This window comes from Parabacteroides sp. PF5-6, assembly GCF_029504695.1.
GTDB lineage: Bacteria > Bacteroidota > Bacteroidia > Bacteroidales > Tannerellaceae > QVMG01.
Genome location: NZ_JAQFIN010000005.1, coordinates 155,891 through 174,640 on the forward strand (window position 1 = coordinate 155,891; position 18,750 = coordinate 174,640).

Here is an 18,750-nt window from a genome sequence, read left to right on the forward strand (position 1 = left end):
TAACTTATCAATATAAAGAGATGAAGAATACGTTAACATTAGTAATGATCTTCTTTGCCGCTATATTCACGGCAAACGGACAGTCTGAGAAAATCAAGTTCGTGGAGTATGATCTGTCGAACGGATTACATGTGATCCTGCATGCCGACGATCGCACACCCAACGTCATGGTATCGCTGATGTACCATGTTGGAGCAAAAAATGAAGACCCTTCCCGTACGGGCTTTGCCCATTTCTTTGAACACCTGATGTTCGAAGGTTCCGATCATATCGGTCGGGGAGAGTATTTCAAAATGATCCAGGCTGCCGGAGGATCTCTCAACGCCAATACGTCGCAAGACCGGACCTTTTATTTCGAGAATATGCCGTCCAACCAGCTCGAGCTGGCTTTGTGGATGGAAGCAGAACGTATGTTGCACGCCAAGATCGATACCATCGGGGTGAATACACAAAAAGGGGTGGTGATCGAAGAGCGCAAACAATCATACGACAACCGCCCTTACGGTACGTTTATGGAAGAACTGGGCAAGCGGGCGTTTACCGTGCATCCCTACCAGTGGCAGACCATCGGTGATCCGGAGCATATCCGGGCAGCGACCTTCGACGATATCAAGAATTTCTACGATACGTATTACGTACCCAACAACTGTGTATTGGTGATCGCCGGTGATTTCGAAGAGAAACAAACACGCCAGTGGGTCGATAAATATTTCGGTTCCATCCCACGTGGAACCCTTCCGATGTATCGCCCGGAGATTGTCGAACCGATGCCGACGCAGGAGATCAAAGACGTGGTGTACGACAATATCCAGTTGCCGGCCCTCTTTATGGCTTACCATGCGCCCGAGATGGGCACACGCGAAGCTTACGCCATGGATATCCTGACGCAGATCCTTTCCGGAGGAGCTTCTTCCCGCCTGAAAACCAATCTCGAAGATAAAGGTTTGACGTTGCAGTCGCAGGCGTTCAACTTCCAATGCGAAGACCCGGGATTACTTTATGTCCTGGCGATTCCCAATATGGGCACGCCGTTGGCAGATGTCGAAGCAGCCTTGACCACGGAAGTCGAACGGATGTCGAAAGAATTGGTTTCGGAAGAAGAGTTCCAGATGGCTATGGCCGCGAAGGAGTTTGAGGTAGCCGCTAATCTGCAATCGCTGGCAGGTAAGGCACAAGCGCTTTGCGATGCCTATACCTATTTCAAAGATGCCGAACGGGTGAATAAAGAACTGGCCACTTTCCAGTCGATTACCCGTGAAGATATCCAAAATGTGGCACGGAAATACCTGCAGACCAACACCCGCGTCGTATTGCACTATGTGCCGATGGCAGAGAAGAACGAATCGAATACGAATGATTAATACGAATGGAAATGAAAAAGATAATATATAGTCTGTTGGTTCTTGTATATTGTGCGCTTGCCGTAAACGCACAGACCTTAGATCGGAGTATCCGTCCTTCGGCCGCTCCTGCGAAAGAAGTGAATATCAAAGACGCTCAGGTCTTTACCCTGAAGAACGGCTTGAAAGTGTTTCTGGTGGAAGACAAGAGCACTCCCCTGGTTTTATACTCCTTGCAGTTGGATGTCAAACCGGCATTGGAAGGCGATAAGGTGGGATTGAAAGACCTGTTTACCGAAGTATTCGGCAAAGCCACGAAAAACAGATCCAAAGAACAACTAAACAAAGATATCGACCTGATCGGTATGCGCGGCGGCGTACACCGTAACGGCGGTTATGCCTACGTATTGAAGAAATACGACGAGAAGGCATTGGATATCATGACCGATATGCTGTTCAATCCGGTATTCCTGCAGGAAGAATTCGAACTGGGACTGAACAAATACAAAACGGCACTTGCCAGCATGGGCGATGATCCGGGGCAGCTTACCAACCGCTTGGCTTCGGCTTTGACCTACGGCAAAGGATTTCCGGCAGGTGAACTGGAAACGGTGGAAACACTGGGGAACGTCAAACTTTCCGACCTGGAAGCGTATTATGCCGCCTATTTCGCGCCTAACGTAGCACGCCTGGTGATCGTCGGCGACCTCTCGAAGAAAGAAGCAGAAAAACAAGCCGAGAAGTATTTCGGTAAATGGCAGAAGAAAGACGTGCCCGTAGCCCAATATACGATCCCGACGGCTCCGGCCGGACGCAAAGTCGCCTTTATCAATAAACCCGGCGCGGTGCAATCGGCTATCGATATCTGTTATCCGATCGCCTACAACCTGAGTGCAACGGATTACGACGCCGCAGCGATCATGAACCAGATCCTGGGTGGCAGTGGAACGGCTCGTTTGTTTATGAACCTGCGCGAAGACAAGAGCTGGACCTACGGTGTGTATTCCAACCTGAGTGCCGGCGAAGAGATCGGTTCAATGTCATTGGGTGCCGGACGTAACGCCGCTTCCGTCAAGGCTGCAGCTACCGATAGCGCGGTGTACGAGATCCTGAAAGAGTTCAACCGCATGATCAACGAGCCGATCAGCGCCGAAGAATTGAAGAACGCCGTGACTTTCAGCACCGGCAACTTCTCCCGCTCACTGGCCAGCTCGGAAACGATGGCGCAGTTCGCTGTGAATATCGACAAATACAACCTGCCGAAAGACTACTACCGCAACTACCTCAAACGATTGGAAGCCTTGACTCCTGCCGATATTCAAGCGGCAGCGAAGAAATACGTCCGTCCGGAGAATGCCTGGGTCGTGGTTACTTCCGACAAACAATACGCCGATGGACTGGCCGCTTTCGATGCCGAAGGAAAGGTGCAATGGTATGATGTGGATGCCAACCCGATCGAAGCCCCCAAAGCGCAAGCCGTTGATATCTCTGCCGATGACGTGATTGCGAATTACGTGAAAGCGATCGGTGGCAAAGCCGCAGCCGAAAAAGTGAACGATTATAAGATGGTTGGCGAAATGCAGGTGATGGGACAGACCGGAACGATCGAGATGTGTTTCAAGAAACCCAATCTATCCTCAAACACGATGTCACTGCAAGGCATGGTCTTGCAAAAGATGACGTTCGACGGCAAGACCCTTCGCGTATCCGGCATGCAAGGCAGCCAGGAACTGACGGAAGGAAAAGAATTTGACGCGATGAAGAACAACACAGGCCTCTGCGCGGAAATGAATTATGCGGCCAACGGATACACCCTTTCCGTGGAAGGCATCGAACCGGTCAACGACGAAGAAACCTATGTCCTGAAGCTCGAAAAGGATGGCGTAACTACTACGGAATACTATAGCGTACAGAGCGGCCTGAAGCTGCGCAGCGCCCAAACCGTACAAACGCCAATGGGTGAAATGCAAAGCCTCACCGACTACGTAGACTACCGGGAAGTCAGCGGTGTCAAAGTCCCGTATTCCATCAAACAATCCGCCATGGGCCAAATCATCGCCACCGTCATCACCACCGTCGAAATCAACACCGGCCTCGACGACGCGGTCTTCAAATAAAAACGACATTAGCGATAATAAAAAATACCCGTGTGAACAAGAGTGTCACACGGGTATTTTCTTTAGGAAGAGATCCAATCAATGGGTCAAAACCACTCCGCCCTCGGGTTGGATTACCAATTGAACTTCGCCGTTGGCTTTGATGGAGATCTCATTCATTTTTGGTTCCCGCTTCTTATCGTCGACGTATTGCGTCACCTTCTGTCCGGCAAACATCGGTAGGTTTACGTTTAATGTGATGGCTTCTTTCTGGGCGTTGATGCCGGCGACGTACCATTTGTCCTGATGGCGACGAGCCAATATACAGTATTTTCCGGGATAACCGTCGATGAAACATATATCGTCCCATGTTGTAGGCACGTTTCGCATAAAATCAATTTCAAAGGCGGGCACATCGGTCAGGTTATTGGGCGCCAGCGCAAACATTTGAACCGGACTTTGGAAAAGGATCGCGGTGGCCAACTGGAAGATATCGGTAGTAACACGTGTCGTTCCACCGTCGTTGGTCCGGTTGTGTCGTTTGTTTAATAAGACCGGGCCGAACTCCATGATGCCGACCGTATTGCGGATAAAGGGATGCAGGCAGGCGTTATAGGCTTCGTTGTCGTTGGCATGTTGGGTGAAGATCAGGTTTTCCGAAGCTAATACCGCTTCGCTGCCTACGTAATTGGGATACATCCGTTCCCAGCCGCGGGGTAGGGTACAGCCGTGGAAGATGATAGTCAGGCCATATTCGTTGGCATCCACCAGGATATCTTCGTATAGTTTCATTGTTTCCTGCTTGTCGCCACCGAAAAAGTCGACTTTCAAGCCTTTTACACCGACGCTTTGCAACCATTTCATCTCTTTGTTGCGGGCAACCGAGTTACTCATACACTGCTTCGGGCCTTGCGGAGCATCACTCCAGTATCCGTTGGAATTGTACCACAGGCAAACATCCACGCCTTTGGCATTGGCGTATTTAACCAGTTCGGGAATACGTTCGCGCCCGATATTCGTATCCCACCAGTTATCAACCAATACAAACTCCCAATTCAGTGCGGCAGCCAGATCAATATATTTGATCTGATCGTCAAAGTTAATGCTATTGTCCTGCCACATGATCCAGCTCCAGGTTCCCCGGCCGAATTTGTATGCCTTGGAAGGTTCATATAAAGGTTCGACCACATCGAACGGGATAGTCGTTTCGACGATCGGTTTCAGGTTGTCACCGACGGTAAGCGTCCGCCAGGGCGTTTCTCCCGGCAGGGCAAGACCTGCGGTGGCTGTTCCTATGCCATTGTTCTCTTTCGGATCGGGGAAGCTGAGCGTATAAAGCCCGTCTTTGGTGCCTTCGCTCAGGCGCGAACCGCAATACAGGCTACTGACTCCGGTCTCGGAAACCAATACCCAACCTTCATCGCCGATATGAAAGAGTCCCGGGAAAGTATAACCATAACCGTATTTGGAAGGGGTGCCGATCGGTTCATCGGGCACGTATTCCTCTTCATAACTGGGTTTGGTGCGTTTCCAACCGATCATCGGTGTAGACTGCGGGGTCAGGAAGGTGGTTGTCTGTTGTGGAAAGTCAAAGCCTGTCGCTTCTCTTTCGATCACACAACAGGCCGTTTCCCCATATGGAGGCAGTTGATACTTAAAGGCAATATCGTTATTGCTTATCCGAAACAGGATGTCGATCTTTTTCCCGTCTTTATTGGTGAAAGTGCAGATCAGTTCGTTTGCTTTGTAATGATTCTGCGATCTTTTTATCCGGTCTTGTGTATAACTGTACTCCACCGGTTTCGCTTTCGACTCGACAAAAGTCAAACCCGTACTGAAGTCTCCGATATTGGTAACTAAACCCAAGGGCGAGTCTTCCAGAAATACTTTGCCTTTGTATTCCACACTATAATAAGGGATGCCGGCTTTCAGGTTTACTTTGAGTTTCAGATAACTATCCGGTCCGGAAACACTGGCGATCTGTCCCCGCAAAGGGAGAGCCAGAAGCACTAAAATGAGGTAAATAAATCCTTTCTTCATAACGTATAGATGACACTATTGTTTTAACAGTGTCAAATATACGTTTTTTCTAATACAAACGTAGGTTCGATATATAAAATGTGCCCATCAAGAGGAAACACTAAAAAGAGTGTAGCCGAAGCCAGATGGCCAGGAAGTGATCGTAAATAATATATCCTTCTGCTGTTCTATAAACTAACTCGTTTTGGAGCAACTTCTTGAGTGCTGTATTTACACTGCTCGCTGCTTTCAGCTTATATTGAGCAATAAACTCACCGGAGTTGATCTCCTTTACCGGCTGTGATTTGGCGATTGCTTTAAGTAGCTTTATACTCATAGAGGGATAAGCTGTCAGCAGATTCTCATATGTATAAGTCGATTCGTCTACAATCTCTGAAATCGCTTCATCGACTCGTTCGATATCAGGCTGGCGGTGGTAGGCGTAGAGTCTATTAAGGATTGCTTGTATATACCAGGTATGACCGGAAAAAGAAGTATAGATGTGATGAAAAGTATCCGAATGCATATCGAAAGATTGTTCTTTGAAGAATGCGGCCGCAAACTTTTCATACTCCGTTTCGTTTATGCAGTCGATCGTAATGGTCTGAGTGCTTTGGTAGAAAGGACGTTTAGCCGACATGAACATTTCTTGCATGATATGCTGTTTACTACCAGAGAAAATGAAATTCACATTCGGAAGAAACTGAGTATACGATCGTAACAAGGCTTCGAGACCCTTTTCCGGATATTCATTGATCTGCTGGAACTCGTCGATAGCTATATAACAGCGTCGCTCTGAAGAACCAAGATAGTCAAAGATTTCTTTGATCGTTATCTGTTCATTTTCGGGGGTAATATCGATCGTTACTTTAGGAGTACCCGTTAGTTCATCAAAAGTGAAGACCGGTCGACAACTTCTGATAAATTTGGAAACCCGACTTACCGCTTTCTGCGGGATGGTATCAAGGGAACCTAAAACAGTATTGGCAAACATTTGAACGAAATCAGCCGTGTTCTGGGTTGAAAATATATCCATATACAACGTAACTATTTCGGCTTTTTGCTCTTTTAGCTTGTAGAATACGTTTTTTATCAGCCCGGTTTTTCCCATGCGGCGAGGAGCTATCAATGTGATGTTTCGCTCATTGTGTAAAGCATCGGTCATAATCGCAGTTTCACGCACACGATCACAGAAATACTCAGGGCTATGATAACCCGTAATTAGAAAAGGATTGTTCGGCTTCATATTCATTAAAATTAGTCGTTTGGCGTGACTCGCCATAATCCATGCAAGCACGGATTCTGCACTCGCTACTTCAAACGTTCTTATCTTTTATGCAAATTGCGTAACGCTTTTAACGTTACGCAATTTACGCAATATTTCTAAGATGCCAAATGAACGGGCAATAAATCGGTCATTTATCATTCTACTTCGCCTTAAAGAGCCAGCGGTGGCTGACAGGAGAAGGACTCCTATCATAAAGTATATCTTATTCATTGTTGTTGTTTTGAATTACGAATTACGAATTAAAAATTACGAATTGAAGGCAATAAGAAGTATAAAGCAATTCCAACTTGGAAAGGCTTTATGCCTTAGCATTCGTAATTTTTAATTCGTAATTCGTAATTGTATTAGTATTCCGCAAACATCCTCTGTATCTCCTTATAGTCATTCGTTTTCGTCAATGCCAGCATCAACAATACGCGGGCACGGTACGGATTGATAAACCAGGAGGCAGTAAAACCGTGGGCATCGTCATCTACCTCGTCCCACTGGGCCGTTGGGCCGGTCATGATACGGGAAGAGCGCACAATGGCTACGCCGTTTTCTACCAGGCGCTTAAAAGCACACATAAAAGTTTTGCACCCCCTTTCACCTTTCACCGATCGCCAGATCCCTGTATTGATCAGCGTTTCGGGTGAAAGCTTGGAGGGGGATGGAGGCTTTCCGAAAAAAGCCGGCAGCCTTTTCCAAAAGGCCGCCGGCCTTTTTTAAAGGGCTGCCGGAGTTTTGGAAAAGGCTGCCGGCCTTTTTTGGGAAGCTTCCAGTTTGTCGTTTTTTTTGAGGTATTTTTTTACCCTTCACCCGAAACGCTGATCAATACAGGGATCTGGTGATCGGTGAAAGGTGAAGACCGGGGTGAAAACTTTTATGTGGTAAAAATACCGCGTGTATCTCAATCCAACGCATTCGCATAATTGCAAAGATCGATCACTTGCTCTACAGAATCCATATCGATCTTTTTGTCTTTAATAAATGCTTCCAATGCAGCGGTGCGTTGTTTGGGATAGATTTTCAAAAATTGGTTGAATGAAAGGAAAGATTTTAGTTTTCCTTTATACTCTACCTGGTATTTTTTCTCAATGCCTTTAATTATCCAGCGGTCGTCGCCTTCTAATTGGTATCTTAACCCGCCGGATTGGAAAGAAGAAAAGGAATCGATCGAGGACGTTTGGGAACGGCCACCGTATGCCGATTTCTTTCCCCGGTCGACCAGTTTTCCTTTGTATTCGACCAGCACCCTCGGATTTTCCTGTTGCACCACCTCGCTGGCTTCCCCTTTATTGCCGATCATAAAAATACGATCCTCCGTTTTGACGATCCCGACCTTTTCGGGTTCACCAAATTCCTTTATCGTATTATTGTCGCTCACGTCGATAAAAACAAAACGATTAGATACCAGGCTGAAATTTATTTTCGCGTTATAAACTCTCCCGTCTTTATAGAGTATCTGCCCGTCTTGGAAGTCCTGAAAAAGATACTGTGCCTGCTTTTCCTCTGCCCATACCATCACTGTACTAAAAAGACATAGTAAACAAAAAGTAATTAACCGTCTCATAATGTATGTTTTTGATGATTTGCATACAATATTCGGAAAAAAAAAGGATAAAAACAATAATTTCCCTATCTTTGCAGTGAGTAATAGTTTTTTCATAATTAAAGGAAAAAAGTTTAGGCGTCCCGGACTTGTGATAAGTCTGGGCGTTTTTTTATGGGCTGTCGGCAAAGTGAGGTGTCTTATAAGGTATTGAAAATGAGACATTAATATCCTCTTCAAAAACTACCGGAAGTTTGCGCGCAAACTTCCGGTAGTTTGGCGACAAAATATTAGTAGTTTGCGCGCAAAGTACCGGTAGTTTGAAAAAGAGGGTCTGCCCCGGATCAAAGTTCCCCTTTAGCCTTATGGTATTCGGTGCGGCTGAGTTCGCGTTGGGCTTGGGCGTTGATGTGATCGGCCTGGGCTTTTTGCCAGACGGCCTGGGCTTCCAGGTGGTCGGCGATGGTTTCCATGCCTTGCTCGTAGAGGTTTTTGCTCAGGCGCATATTCTCTTCGGCTTGCTGGATGGCGCGGTAGGTGAGCTCGGTTTCAAACCGGGCTTCGTCGAGGGCATTGTATGCCTGCGCCACTTCCAGCGACATCTTTTCTTCGGCATCCTGGCGTTGCAGGGTGGCGATGTTCTCTTCCACCCGGGCGGAACGTATCTTATTCCTTCCTTTGCCCCATTCAAACAAGGGGATGTTCACGGAGAACAAAGCGGAGACGCTACCTTTGGAGATCATCTTGTCGTCGTTCAGATACAATCCGTCGAGGTAGTTGTAACCGGCACGGACACCGACGGTCGGCAGATAGTCGGCGCGTGTCAAGCGTACTTCCTGCTTCTTCAAATCGATCTGTTGGGATAGCAGCTGATATTCGGGGCGGTTGGTGATATCTGCCTGAAATGAAACGTTTTCCATGCCATTGCTCTCCGGAAAGGTGCCGGATACTTCAACCGGCGTGTCGAGCGGCAGTCCGATGACCTGGCAGAGGTTCATCCGTGCCAGGCGGATCGCATTCTCCGCGCGCCGCAGTTGCAAGTCTGCCTCATTCAGCTTGACCTGTACTTTCAATACATCGTTTCGTTGCTTGAGCCCGACAGCCTGCGCTTTCTCCACATTGCGCAATAGCTCGCTGACAACCTCTTTATAGGCTAAGACTGTCAGATGCAGTTCACGCACCTGCACACAGGTCCAGTACGCCCCGTCGGCAGCAACCATCACTTCCGCGTGTGTCAGTTCGCGATTGGTTTTCGCCATCTCCCGGCCGATTTGCGACATACGGTAAGCCGCCGTGATCTTCCCTCCGGCATAGATCGGTTGTTCCACCTGCACGCCGGCGATCAGTGTTTTGTTCAGGCTAAATTCGAGTGGCATATTCATCAACATAAAATCAGACTGGCCCGACGAGAAGTTGTACATGCCCGAGGCGGAGAACTTCGGCAGGAAGTTTGCCCGGTAGGCACTCACCTCATAACCGGCTCTTTCATTGTTCTTCAGGGCGATTGCAGCCTGTTTATTGTTCTCTAAAGCCATTTCGCGACATTGTTCCAGTGTCAGGGATTGCTGTGCCCCGGCAGTTACGGAGAACAAAAGAAGGAAAACGGCGTAAATGATTTGTTTCATTGTTTATTATTTATCTGATTTGACATGAATGCGGAAGAAGACCGCATATAAGACCGGAATAAAGATCAGGGTGATCAGGGTGCCGACCAATAGTCCGCCCATGATCGTCACCGCCAGCGAGCCGAACATATCGTCCGACAACAACGGGATCATGCCCAGGATCGTAGTCATCGACGCCATCATCACGGGACGGAAACGGCTGGACGAGCTGTCGAGCAAGGCCTTGACCGGTTCTATGCCCGCATTGAGCTGTAGGTTGATCTCGTCCATTAGTACGATCCCGTTCTTCACCATCATGCCGATCAGCCCGAGTACCCCGACAATGGCCACAAAACCAAAGGTCTTTCCCGAGATCAAGACCGAGAGCACCACCCCGATACAGATCAGCGGGATGCAGCAGAAGATAATTGCCGGCTTGCGGTAGTCCTTGAATAAGAGGATCAGGATGGTGATCATCAGGATAATCGCCAGCGGGAAGTTCTTAAATAGGTATTTCGTTGCTTGTGCACTGGCTTTCTGTTCGCCTTCCCACTGCAGTTGGTAGCCCTCGGGTAGTGGGATGGATTCGATTTGCCGGTGGATGTCCTGTAATACTTCGCTGGCGCGGTATCCACTGGCAGGGTTACATTGGGCGCGCATGGCCCGTTGCCCGTTATAGCGGACGACCACCGGATCTTCCCATTTGAGTTTGACTCCGTGGGTTGCCTGGCTCAGTGGAATGGTACGTAACACGCTCTCGAGCAAGTCTTCTTCGGATATGCTTCCGGTGATCAGTCCCTGTATTGTCTGTTTATCCAGTTGTTGCAGGGGCGGGATCATACTGAAGATCGGGGTGTTCTCTAATGATTCGACGGGTTTGCCATCCGAATCGACCGTTTTGAGGTAGATCGTGCGGCTGTGTTGCCCCTCGTAGAAGGTGGTGATGGGGATGCCTCCCGTTGCCGAAAGCACGGAAAGTCCGACATCCGACCGTGTCAGCCCGATATCCCGGGCGACAGCCTGGTTGTAGTCGATCATCAAGACCGGCGTTTCGGGTTCCCAGTCGTTGCGGATCAACATCGCACCCGGAGAGTCTTCCATGATAGCCTCCGCTTGTGCCGTCAGGTCTTTGAGTACGGCCGGATCGGGACCGCTGAACTGGGCCTCGATGGGGTATTTCTTATACATTAAATTATAACGCTTGAGGCGGACATAGGCTTCGGGATAGGTTGCCGTCAGGTATGCCTGCAACTCATCGATGGAAGCGACCAGCGCTTTAGGTGATACATAGTCGACAATCAATTCGCCGTACGAAAGCGATGGATCGGCAATGCTCCGCACCAGGTTGTACCGGCTGGGCGTACCACCGATCGAGGTGGTCACATGGGTAATATCCTCCCGCCGGAGCAGATAGTCTTCGATCTCTGCCAATTCGGCTTTCACCTGCGTGCTGTTGCTCCCTTCCGGCAGTTTATATTCAATGTATAGTTGATCGTAATTCATGTCAGGGAAAAACTCCTGCGGCAAGAAACGGTAACAGAACGCGCTGATGGCCACAAGGACAACGGCGATGCAGATTGTAACCGTCTTATGGCTTAAGTTCCAGTATAAGACCTTGCGCAAGAGCTGGTAGTATTTGCTACTATAAGGTTCTTGTCCTTCTTTATTCACTTTGGGATGCAGCATCCGGTCGGCATCGATCGGCACTTGTGTAAGCGCCAATACCCAACTGATAATCAGCGATACCGCCAATACGATAAAGAGGTCGCGCACATACACCCCGGCGGTGTCCGGTGAAAGGAAGATCGGGAAGAACGCCAGGATGGCGATAGCGGTAGCGCCAAGCAGAGGTACTGCCGTCTTACGCCCGATGTTTGTCAAAGCTTCCCGTCGAGGAATGCCCCGGCTCAGGTCGACCAGTATGCCATCGACAATCACTATCGCATTATCAACCAGCATACCCATCGCCAGGATAAACGAGGCAAGGGATACGCGCTGCAGGGAACCGTCGAAGAAGTTCAACACCAGGAACGAGCCGAAAACGATGATCACCAGACTAAGTCCCAGGATCAATCCGCTCTTGAAGCCCATCGTAAAGATCAGGATAAGGATCACGATCAATACCGACTCGAGCAAGTTGATCAGAAACGTACTGATCGCATTGTTCACCCGGTCGGGCTGAAAGAATACTTTATGGAATTCTATTCCTACCGGAACACGACCGGCCTGTATCTCTTCCAATTTCTGCTCGACCTGTTTGCCCAGCTTGGTGATGTCCGTGCCACTCTGGGCGGAGATCGACAAGCCCAGTGCTTTGCGGCTGTCGTAGCGTAATTCGTTTCGGCTGGGTTCCTCGTAATCCATGCGAACAACGGCAATATCCTTCAGACGTAGCTGGTCTTGTTCATGGCCTTGCAGGATCAGGTTCTCGATATCGGCCACCTGGCGGTAGCGGTCGTTGACCGAGACACGCAGGCGTTTGAAATCGCTCTCGTAATATCCTGAATAGATAGTTTGGTTTTGTCCGTTCAATGTGGAAAGCACTTCGGCCGGGTGCACACCCAGGTTTGCCATCCGGTCTTGCCGGAGTTCGATATGGATACATTCCTCGCGTTTGCCGTAGATATCCACGCGGGATATGCCGGGAATATTCTGTATCTCCCGCTTGGCCAATTCGGCATAGTCGCCCAGCTCGCGGTCGGAGAAGCCGTCGGAAGTAATCGCGAAAAACATGCCGTAGACATCACCGAAGTCATCGACCACCGCCGATCTGCCGGTGCCTTCGGGCAGTTGCGACTGCACGTCGTTGACTTTCCGGCGCAATATATCCCAGTGCTGCTCGATCTCACTGTCGGAAACCGTTGTCAGCAATTCCACCGTGATCATGGATACGTCGTTCATCGAACGGCTTTGCACATTATCGATATTCGGCATCGAACGGATACTTTTCTCCAGTACGTCGGTTACTTCCAATTCGACCTGATGCGCCGATGCGCCGGGATAGGTCGTAACGATCATCGCCTGCTTGACCCGAATCTCCGGATCTTCCAGTTTGCTCATATCATAAAAGGAGAGGATTCCCCCAACCACCAGGACAACGATCAGGAAGTAGATCAGTTTCTTATTGTCGAGCGCCCAACTGCTAATGTCGATCATAATAATCCTCCGATATTAGTGGATGAAACATTCGGCAAAAGGCGCACCGTCTGCCCTTCTTTCAGGGCGTTCACTCCGGCGGTGACTACGATCTCGCCCGGTTGCAGGCCTTCGGCAATCACCACCGTGCCGTTCGTTAAGATCTGCTTGGGTGTAACCTTACGGATTGAAACTGTTTGGCTTGCCGCATGGTAGATCCATACGGAAGAGGCTGTCTCTTCACCAAACAAGGCGGTCAAAGGAATGGCTGTCAGCATCGACTCTTTCTCGTGGTAGCTCAGGGTGACGGTCACACTCATGCCTGGTGTCGGCAGAGGTTGTGCCTGTAGGGGTTGCATCTGCAGGCGCATCGTATAGAGTTGGTTCAGGTTGGCTTTTTGTGTGATGGCCGACCGCTCGAGCGGGATCACTACGCCAGGAAATACTTCAGACACACAACTATAAGTATCAAACTGATCCCTCCGGATATAATCGGTTGCCGGGATATTGATCTCCACCTCGGGATGGCGGTTGTCGATAATGGCAACGACCGGCATGCCGGCGCCCACTGTCTCTCCCGTATTGAAAAGACGTTTCTGCACATAACCATCGAAGGGGGCCAATAGGCGGGTGTCGTATAGTGCGTTCTTATGTGCTTCGTATTTGGCCGTGATCTGTTGCAGGCCGTAGAGCGCTTTCTCGTAATCATTCGGGGCAACGCTTTCGCTCTCGTAAAGGGCGATGATGCGTTCCGCTTCACTTTTAATTTGTTTGTATTCTGCCTCAGTCGCGGATAGTTGGATTTCATAATCCCGGGGATCGATCTCCGCCAACAGATCTCCTTTCCGCACGTAGCTGCCGGCATCAACCGGCACGCGTAATAGCGTTCCACCGACCCGGAATGCCAGATTTACATCGGTCGCGGCCTTCACTTTGCCCGGGAAAGTGACCGACAGCTCCTGCCCATACACCTGGACCGTATCCGTTTTGATCGTCGCTACGGTCTCCTGATTTGCTTCCCGCGACGAGCAGGAAAGAAAGAGAACCAAACATAAGGGAAATAGACTCCCCGTTTTCCATACCTGTTTCATACTTTTTGCCTTTTAATAAAGAAAAGCCTATATCCACCTTAAAAAACTCTTAGATGTTTTTAGGCCTTGATTTGTATCACGTTGCAAAAGTACGGAGAACACCAGAGATAGTTTAGTCCCAGTAAACGGCAAAAATGTTCCGATTAGGAACTGTAGGCTATGGATATTTGGATGCGGAGCAAATAAATACCTATTTTTGTGGCAAAGGAATGTTCAAATGGAGAAATGTAAGAAAGGACAATCGGAGATAGAACCGCTTACGATTATAGAAAAAGAAGATGTTTTCTTTTTCACCTTCAAAGGGTATGAAGATGATGATATCCTGGGACTCAAAACGATGCCGCGCCTGATCAATGCGGCGGGGATCTGTTTGTGTTTGCAGGGAGAATTGGATTTGGTCATTAACGCGCAGGTGTATCATCTGGTTGCCGGTGATCTCTGTGTGGTGACGCCCCATACGATCTTGCAGGTGTCGCGCTTTTCGGATGACTTCCAGGGATATACCGTGGCCTTCAATAAGGAGTTTTTCAATAGTGTGAATATTCCGTCGTCGACCTCTATCTACCTGAATGTGAAAGAGACCCCTTGTGTCTCTTTGAATGAAGAAGAACAGAAAGAACTATTGGGTCTTTGTGAGAACCTGAAGGAGCGCGACCGGCGGGTGGATCATCCGTTCCGCGTGGAGATCTCCGAATTGTTGATGCTGGCGCTTATCTATGAGATCATTGCGATCTATCAGCGGAAAAAACCGATCTCCCATCAGCCCTATTCCCGCAAGCACCGGTTGTTTCTGGAATTTCAGAAGCTGATTGCCTTACATTATAAAGAGGAACGTACGCTGGAGTTCTACGCCGATAAGTTATGTATCACCTCCCGTTACCTCTCGTCGGTCTCGAAAGAGATTACCGGAGTCACCGCCGCCGACTGCATCACCCGGGTGATTATCCTCAACGCGCGGGTCTTATTGACCACCACCGAAATGACCATCTCACAGATCGCCGACGAACTGAACTTCCCCAACCCCTCGTTCTTCTCCAAATATTTCCGCAAAAACACCGGCATCACCCCCAAAGCATACCGGGCAAAAGGGCGGAGTACCGGGTAGAGACTTTCAATAGATTGCTTTCGCCACTTTATACACGCTATCGGATGCCAGGTAGGTGTAGAAGTGCAGGCTGGGCACGTTGTGCGCCATCAGGTCTTTGCATTGTTGGATGCACCATTCGACGCCGAGAACTTTGGCTTCGGCATCGGTCTGGCATTTGCGCAGTTCGGAGGCGAAAGGTTCCGGGATGTCCGAACGGAAGACCTTGGGCAATACGTTCAACTGGTTTTTGAACACGATCGGTTTGATGCCCGGGATGATAGGTACCGTAATGCCCTCTTCGCGGCAGCGCTCGACAAAAGCATAATACTTCGCGTTGTCGAAAAACATCTGGGTCACCAGGTAATCCGCGCCGTTGCGCACCTTTTCTTTCGCGTAAAAGATATCGGCTTCCATATTGGGGGCCTCTTCATGCTTCTCGGGATAACAGGCCATGCCGTAAGTGAAAGGTGTTTCGTTGGCTTCAAACGAAGAACCGTCGACGGCGATGCCACGGTTGAAGTCGTTCACTTGTTGTTGCAGTTCGGTGGCGTAGTTGTGGTAGAGTTTCGGATCATGCGGCGCATCCAATGTCTTGACATCTCCCCGAAGCAATAATAGATTGTACACTCCCAGGAAGTTCAGGTCGATCAATGCGTATTCCGTCTCATCTTTGGTAAAGCCTTTGCAGATGATATGGGGAACGGCCGGTATGCCGTATTTATGTTGCAGGGCGGAAGCGATCGCCACCGAGCCGGGACGTTTGCGGATATTGACGCGCTGGATCGTACCGTCGGGTAAGGTCTTGTATTCGTTGTCGCTATGATGTGAAGTGATATTGATGTACTGCGGATCGAATTCGCGTAGCTTATCGACCACGTTATATACCATTTGTATGCTGTTGCCTTTCAACGGAGGAAGCAATTCAAAAGAGAAGGCCGTTCCTTTACTATTATTTATCAGATCGATTACTTTCGTGCGTATCATAGGGGTGAGAATTATTTTGGGCAAAAGTAGCAATTATACTCTTAAATAGCTTACTTTTGCCCGTACAATCTAATTTAACTACAGTTATGGAAAATATGAATTGGTCAGATCTGTCGTTTGGTTATATGAAGACAGATTACAACGTGAGATGTTACTACCGTGACGGTCAGTGGGGAGAGTTGGAAGTCTCTTCTTCTGAAATCATTAATATACATATGGCGGCCACCTGCCTCCACTATGGCCAGGAAGCCTTCGAAGGGCTGAAAGCTTTTAAGGGGAAAGACGGCAAGACCCGCATCTTCCGTTTGGATGAGAACGGCAAACGCCTGCAGGCTTCGAGCCGGGGCATCAAGATGGCGGAATTCCCGCTGGAGAAATTCGAAGAAGCGATCCTGAAAGTCGTTCGCCTGAACGAACGCTTCGTGCCGCCTTATGGCAGTGGCGCTTCGTTGTATATCCGTCCGTTACTGATCGGTCTGGGAGCACAGGTAGGGGTTAAACCGGCGAGCGAATATATGTTCCTGGTGTTTGTTACACCCGTAGGCCCGTACTTCAAGTCCGGATTCCTGCCGACTAAGGTATGTATGTTGCGCGGATACGACCGTGCAGCGCCATTAGGCACGGGAACGATCAAGGTGGGGGGTAACTACGCTGCCAGTCTGGCTGCCGGAACCCTGGCCCAATCCAAAGGCTACGCCGCTGTACTGTTCCTCGATCCGAAAGAAAAGAAATACCTCGACGAATGTGGACCGGCAAACTTCTTTGCGATCCGCGGCAACAGCTATATCACGCCGAAGTCAGACTCGATCCTGCCTTCGATCACCAATAAGAGCCTGATGCAACTGGCCGAAGATATGGGACTGACCGTCGAGCGCCGTCCTGTACCGGTGGAAGAACTGGCTACCTTCGAAGAAGCCGCCGAATGTGGAACGGCAGCCGTAATCACTCCGCTCTCTCAGGTAGACGACCTGGACGAAGGCAAATCTTACATCTTCACCACCGACAACAAACCCGGTCCGATCTGCACCCAACTCTATAAGAAACTCACCGGCATCCAGTGTGGAGACGAGGAGGATATCTATAATTGGGTAACCGTACTTTAGGGAATTATGAATTATGAATTATGAGAAGGACGTGACAACCCTGTTCTCATAATTCATAATTTCCTAATTAAATCTTACAATTTACTGCTATTTTTGCAATCTCCGCATTGCAATTCGAGAATGTTTCCTATCTTTGTACCCGCGATACTAAAGCGGATAATGACAAGTGGAATCATTCTATAAAACACATAAGTATCTTATTGAACATCTGTACTCTCCGGTACGCCGGGGGCTGATGGATGAAATCAACTGGAACGACCGGTTGATCGGTATCAAAGGATCCCGCGGCGTCGGGAAAACCACCTTCCTCTTGAATATTGCCCGGGAATACTTCGGGCCGGACAACAAAGAATGTCTGTATATCAATCTGAATCATTTTTACTTTACGGAACGTACGCTGATCGACTTTGCCTCTGAGTTCAGGGCGAAAGGCGGACGGGTATTGTTGTTGGACCAGGTGTTCAAGTATCCTGACTGGTCGAAGGAGTTGCGTTACTGCTACGATCACTTCACCGACCTGAAGATCATCTTCACCGGCTCTACCGTGATGCGCTTGAAAGAAGAGAACCCGGATCTCTCGGGCAAGGTCGCGTCTTATCACCTGCGGGGCTTCTCGTTTCGGGAGTTCCTCAATCTGATGTCGGGCAATACGTTCCCGATGTACACCTTCGAGGAGGTGATGGCCAATCATCAGGAGATCGCCAAGCGGATCTGCTCGGTGGTCAAGCCGATGGCCTACTTCCAGGACTACCTGCATCATGGCTTTTATCCCTTCTTCCTGGAGAAACGCAACTTCTCGGAAAACCTGTTGAAGACCATGAATATGATGCTTGAGGTGGATGTGCTCTACATCAAACAGATCGAGCAAACCTATCTGCCCAAATTACGTAAACTACTGTATCTTCTGGCTACAGCGGCGCCAAGCACGCCCAACGTCAGCCAACTGAGCAAAGACATCGAGACCTCACGGGCGACGGTGATGAACTATATCAAATACCTGGCCGATGCCCGGTTGATGAATATCCTCTATCCGGTGGGCGAAGCCTTCCCCAAGAAGCCGTCCAAGGTATATATGTACAGTTCGAACCTGATCTATCCGATCCGCCCGGAGGAAGTGAATCAACAAGGCGTACGTGAAACGTTCTTCTTCAATCAGTTGATGAAAGACAACCAACTGAATGAAGCCACCCGCAACGCGCACTTCCTGGTGAACGAAACCTATAACTTCCGCATCGAAGAAAGTATCAAGGTGAAGAACAACCCGGACTTTTATTATGCAATCGACAAGACCGAGATAGGCGAAGGGAATATGATTCCACTTTGGCTGTTTGGGTTTTTATATTAGGAAAGCCTAGGAACCCTAGGACTCCTAGGACTCTTAGGAAAAAAAATGAATAAAATAAATAATTTATAAATAAGACAATTCTCCACTCCCCCTCCCTTGTGGGGAGGGGGCAGGGGGGAGAGGTCGG

General features: G+C 49.0%; 13 protein-coding genes. 5 read left to right on the top strand and 8 right to left on the bottom strand.

Annotated features, from left to right (window positions below; genetic code table 11):
* Nucleotides 1-20 precede the first annotated feature (20 nt).
* A complete protein-coding gene (locus tag M2133_RS08300) occupies nt 21-1,361 on the top strand; it encodes a pitrilysin family protein (RefSeq protein ID WP_277465619.1) in 1,341 nt (446 codons plus the stop codon).
* Between the two features lie 11 nt (nt 1,362-1,372).
* Nucleotides 1,373-3,457, top strand: coding sequence for a pitrilysin family protein (locus M2133_RS08305; protein WP_277465621.1), 2,085 nt, complete (start codon nt 1,373-1,375; stop codon nt 3,455-3,457).
* A gap of 78 nt (nt 3,458-3,535) precedes the next feature.
* Here M2133_RS08305 and M2133_RS08310 read toward each other — a convergent pair whose 3' ends face one another.
* The 7 genes from M2133_RS08310 to M2133_RS08340 form a co-directional block, all read right to left on the bottom strand.
* Nucleotides 3,536-5,476 carry a glycoside hydrolase family 97 protein gene (locus M2133_RS08310; protein ID WP_277465623.1) on the bottom strand — a complete coding sequence of 647 codons (1,941 nt, stop codon included), beginning with the start codon at nt 5,474-5,476 and terminating at the stop codon, nt 3,536-3,538.
* Nucleotides 5,477-5,576: 100 nt separating this feature from the next.
* Complete coding sequence (locus tag M2133_RS08315; RefSeq protein ID WP_277465624.1) at nt 5,577-6,701, bottom strand: ATP-binding protein; 1,125 nt, start codon at nt 6,699-6,701, stop codon at nt 5,577-5,579.
* A 386-nt stretch (nt 6,702-7,087) separates the two neighbouring features.
* Nucleotides 7,088-7,309: a hypothetical protein gene (locus M2133_RS08320; RefSeq protein ID WP_277465626.1), complete on the bottom strand. Its 222-nt coding sequence runs from the start codon at nt 7,307-7,309 to the stop codon at nt 7,088-7,090.
* A 323-nt stretch (nt 7,310-7,632) separates the two neighbouring features.
* A complete protein-coding gene (locus M2133_RS08325; RefSeq protein ID WP_277465627.1) occupies nt 7,633-8,295 on the bottom strand; it encodes a hypothetical protein in 663 nt (220 codons plus the stop codon).
* Between the two features lie 323 nt (nt 8,296-8,618).
* Nucleotides 8,619-9,899, bottom strand: a complete 1,281-nt coding sequence (locus M2133_RS08330) for a TolC family protein (RefSeq protein WP_277465628.1) — start codon at nt 9,897-9,899, stop codon at nt 8,619-8,621.
* Between the two features lie 6 nt (nt 9,900-9,905).
* Entirely contained in the window at nt 9,906-13,034 is a 3,129-nt protein-coding gene (locus M2133_RS08335; RefSeq protein ID WP_277465629.1) for an efflux RND transporter permease subunit, read from the bottom strand.
* Nucleotides 13,031-14,104: an efflux RND transporter periplasmic adaptor subunit gene (locus M2133_RS08340; RefSeq protein ID WP_277465630.1), complete on the bottom strand. Its 1,074-nt coding sequence runs from the start codon at nt 14,102-14,104 to the stop codon at nt 13,031-13,033. Before M2133_RS08340 ends, M2133_RS08335 begins: the two co-directional genes overlap by 4 nt.
* A gap of 217 nt (nt 14,105-14,321) precedes the next feature.
* Here M2133_RS08340 and M2133_RS08345 point away from each other — a divergent pair, with 217 nt between their 5' ends.
* Complete coding sequence (locus M2133_RS08345; protein ID WP_277465632.1) at nt 14,322-15,209, top strand: helix-turn-helix transcriptional regulator; 888 nt, start codon at nt 14,322-14,324, stop codon at nt 15,207-15,209.
* Between the two features lie 6 nt (nt 15,210-15,215).
* On the opposite strand, the gene M2133_RS08350 is transcribed toward M2133_RS08345, so the two are convergent.
* The gene (locus M2133_RS08350; protein WP_277465633.1) at nt 15,216-16,175 is read right to left on the bottom strand and encodes a methylenetetrahydrofolate reductase; all 960 of its coding nucleotides are present in this window, start codon (nt 16,173-16,175) and stop codon (nt 15,216-15,218) included.
* Between the two features lie 86 nt (nt 16,176-16,261).
* Between M2133_RS08350 and M2133_RS08355 the strand changes: the two genes are divergently transcribed.
* Nucleotides 16,262-17,278, top strand: a complete 1,017-nt coding sequence (locus tag M2133_RS08355) for a branched-chain amino acid aminotransferase (RefSeq protein WP_277465634.1) — start codon at nt 16,262-16,264, stop codon at nt 17,276-17,278.
* 166 nt (nt 17,279-17,444) lie between these two features.
* Complete coding sequence (locus M2133_RS08360; protein WP_277465635.1) at nt 17,445-18,623, top strand: AAA family ATPase; 1,179 nt, start codon at nt 17,445-17,447, stop codon at nt 18,621-18,623.
* The last annotated feature ends 127 nt before the right edge of the window (nt 18,624-18,750 follow it).

Bases quoted from the DNA above. Each gene is read 5' to 3' on its own strand.
- M2133_RS08300 (WP_277465619.1), top strand. From the start codon at position 21: ATGAAGAATACGTTAACATTAGTAATGATCTTCTTTGCCGCTATATTC.
- M2133_RS08305 (WP_277465621.1), top strand. From the start codon at position 1,373: ATGAAAAAGATAATATATAGTCTGTTGGTTCTTGTATATTGTGCGCTT.
- M2133_RS08310 (WP_277465623.1), bottom strand. From the start codon at position 5,476: ATGAAGAAAGGATTTATTTACCTCATTTTAGTGCTTCTGGCTCTCCCT.
- M2133_RS08315 (WP_277465624.1), bottom strand. From the start codon at position 6,701: ATGAAGCCGAACAATCCTTTTCTAATTACGGGTTATCATAGCCCTGAG.
- M2133_RS08320 (WP_277465626.1), bottom strand. From the start codon at position 7,309: ATGTGTGCTTTTAAGCGCCTGGTAGAAAACGGCGTAGCCATTGTGCGC.
- M2133_RS08325 (WP_277465627.1), bottom strand. From the start codon at position 8,295: ATGAGACGGTTAATTACTTTTTGTTTACTATGTCTTTTTAGTACAGTG.
- M2133_RS08330 (WP_277465628.1), bottom strand. From the start codon at position 9,899: ATGAAACAAATCATTTACGCCGTTTTCCTTCTTTTGTTCTCCGTAACT.
- M2133_RS08335 (WP_277465629.1), bottom strand. From the start codon at position 13,034: ATGATCGACATTAGCAGTTGGGCGCTCGACAATAAGAAACTGATCTAC.
- M2133_RS08340 (WP_277465630.1), bottom strand. From the start codon at position 14,104: ATGAAACAGGTATGGAAAACGGGGAGTCTATTTCCCTTATGTTTGGTT.
- M2133_RS08345 (WP_277465632.1), top strand. From the start codon at position 14,322: ATGGAGAAATGTAAGAAAGGACAATCGGAGATAGAACCGCTTACGATT.
- M2133_RS08350 (WP_277465633.1), bottom strand. From the start codon at position 16,175: ATGATACGCACGAAAGTAATCGATCTGATAAATAATAGTAAAGGAACG.
- M2133_RS08355 (WP_277465634.1), top strand. From the start codon at position 16,262: ATGGAAAATATGAATTGGTCAGATCTGTCGTTTGGTTATATGAAGACA.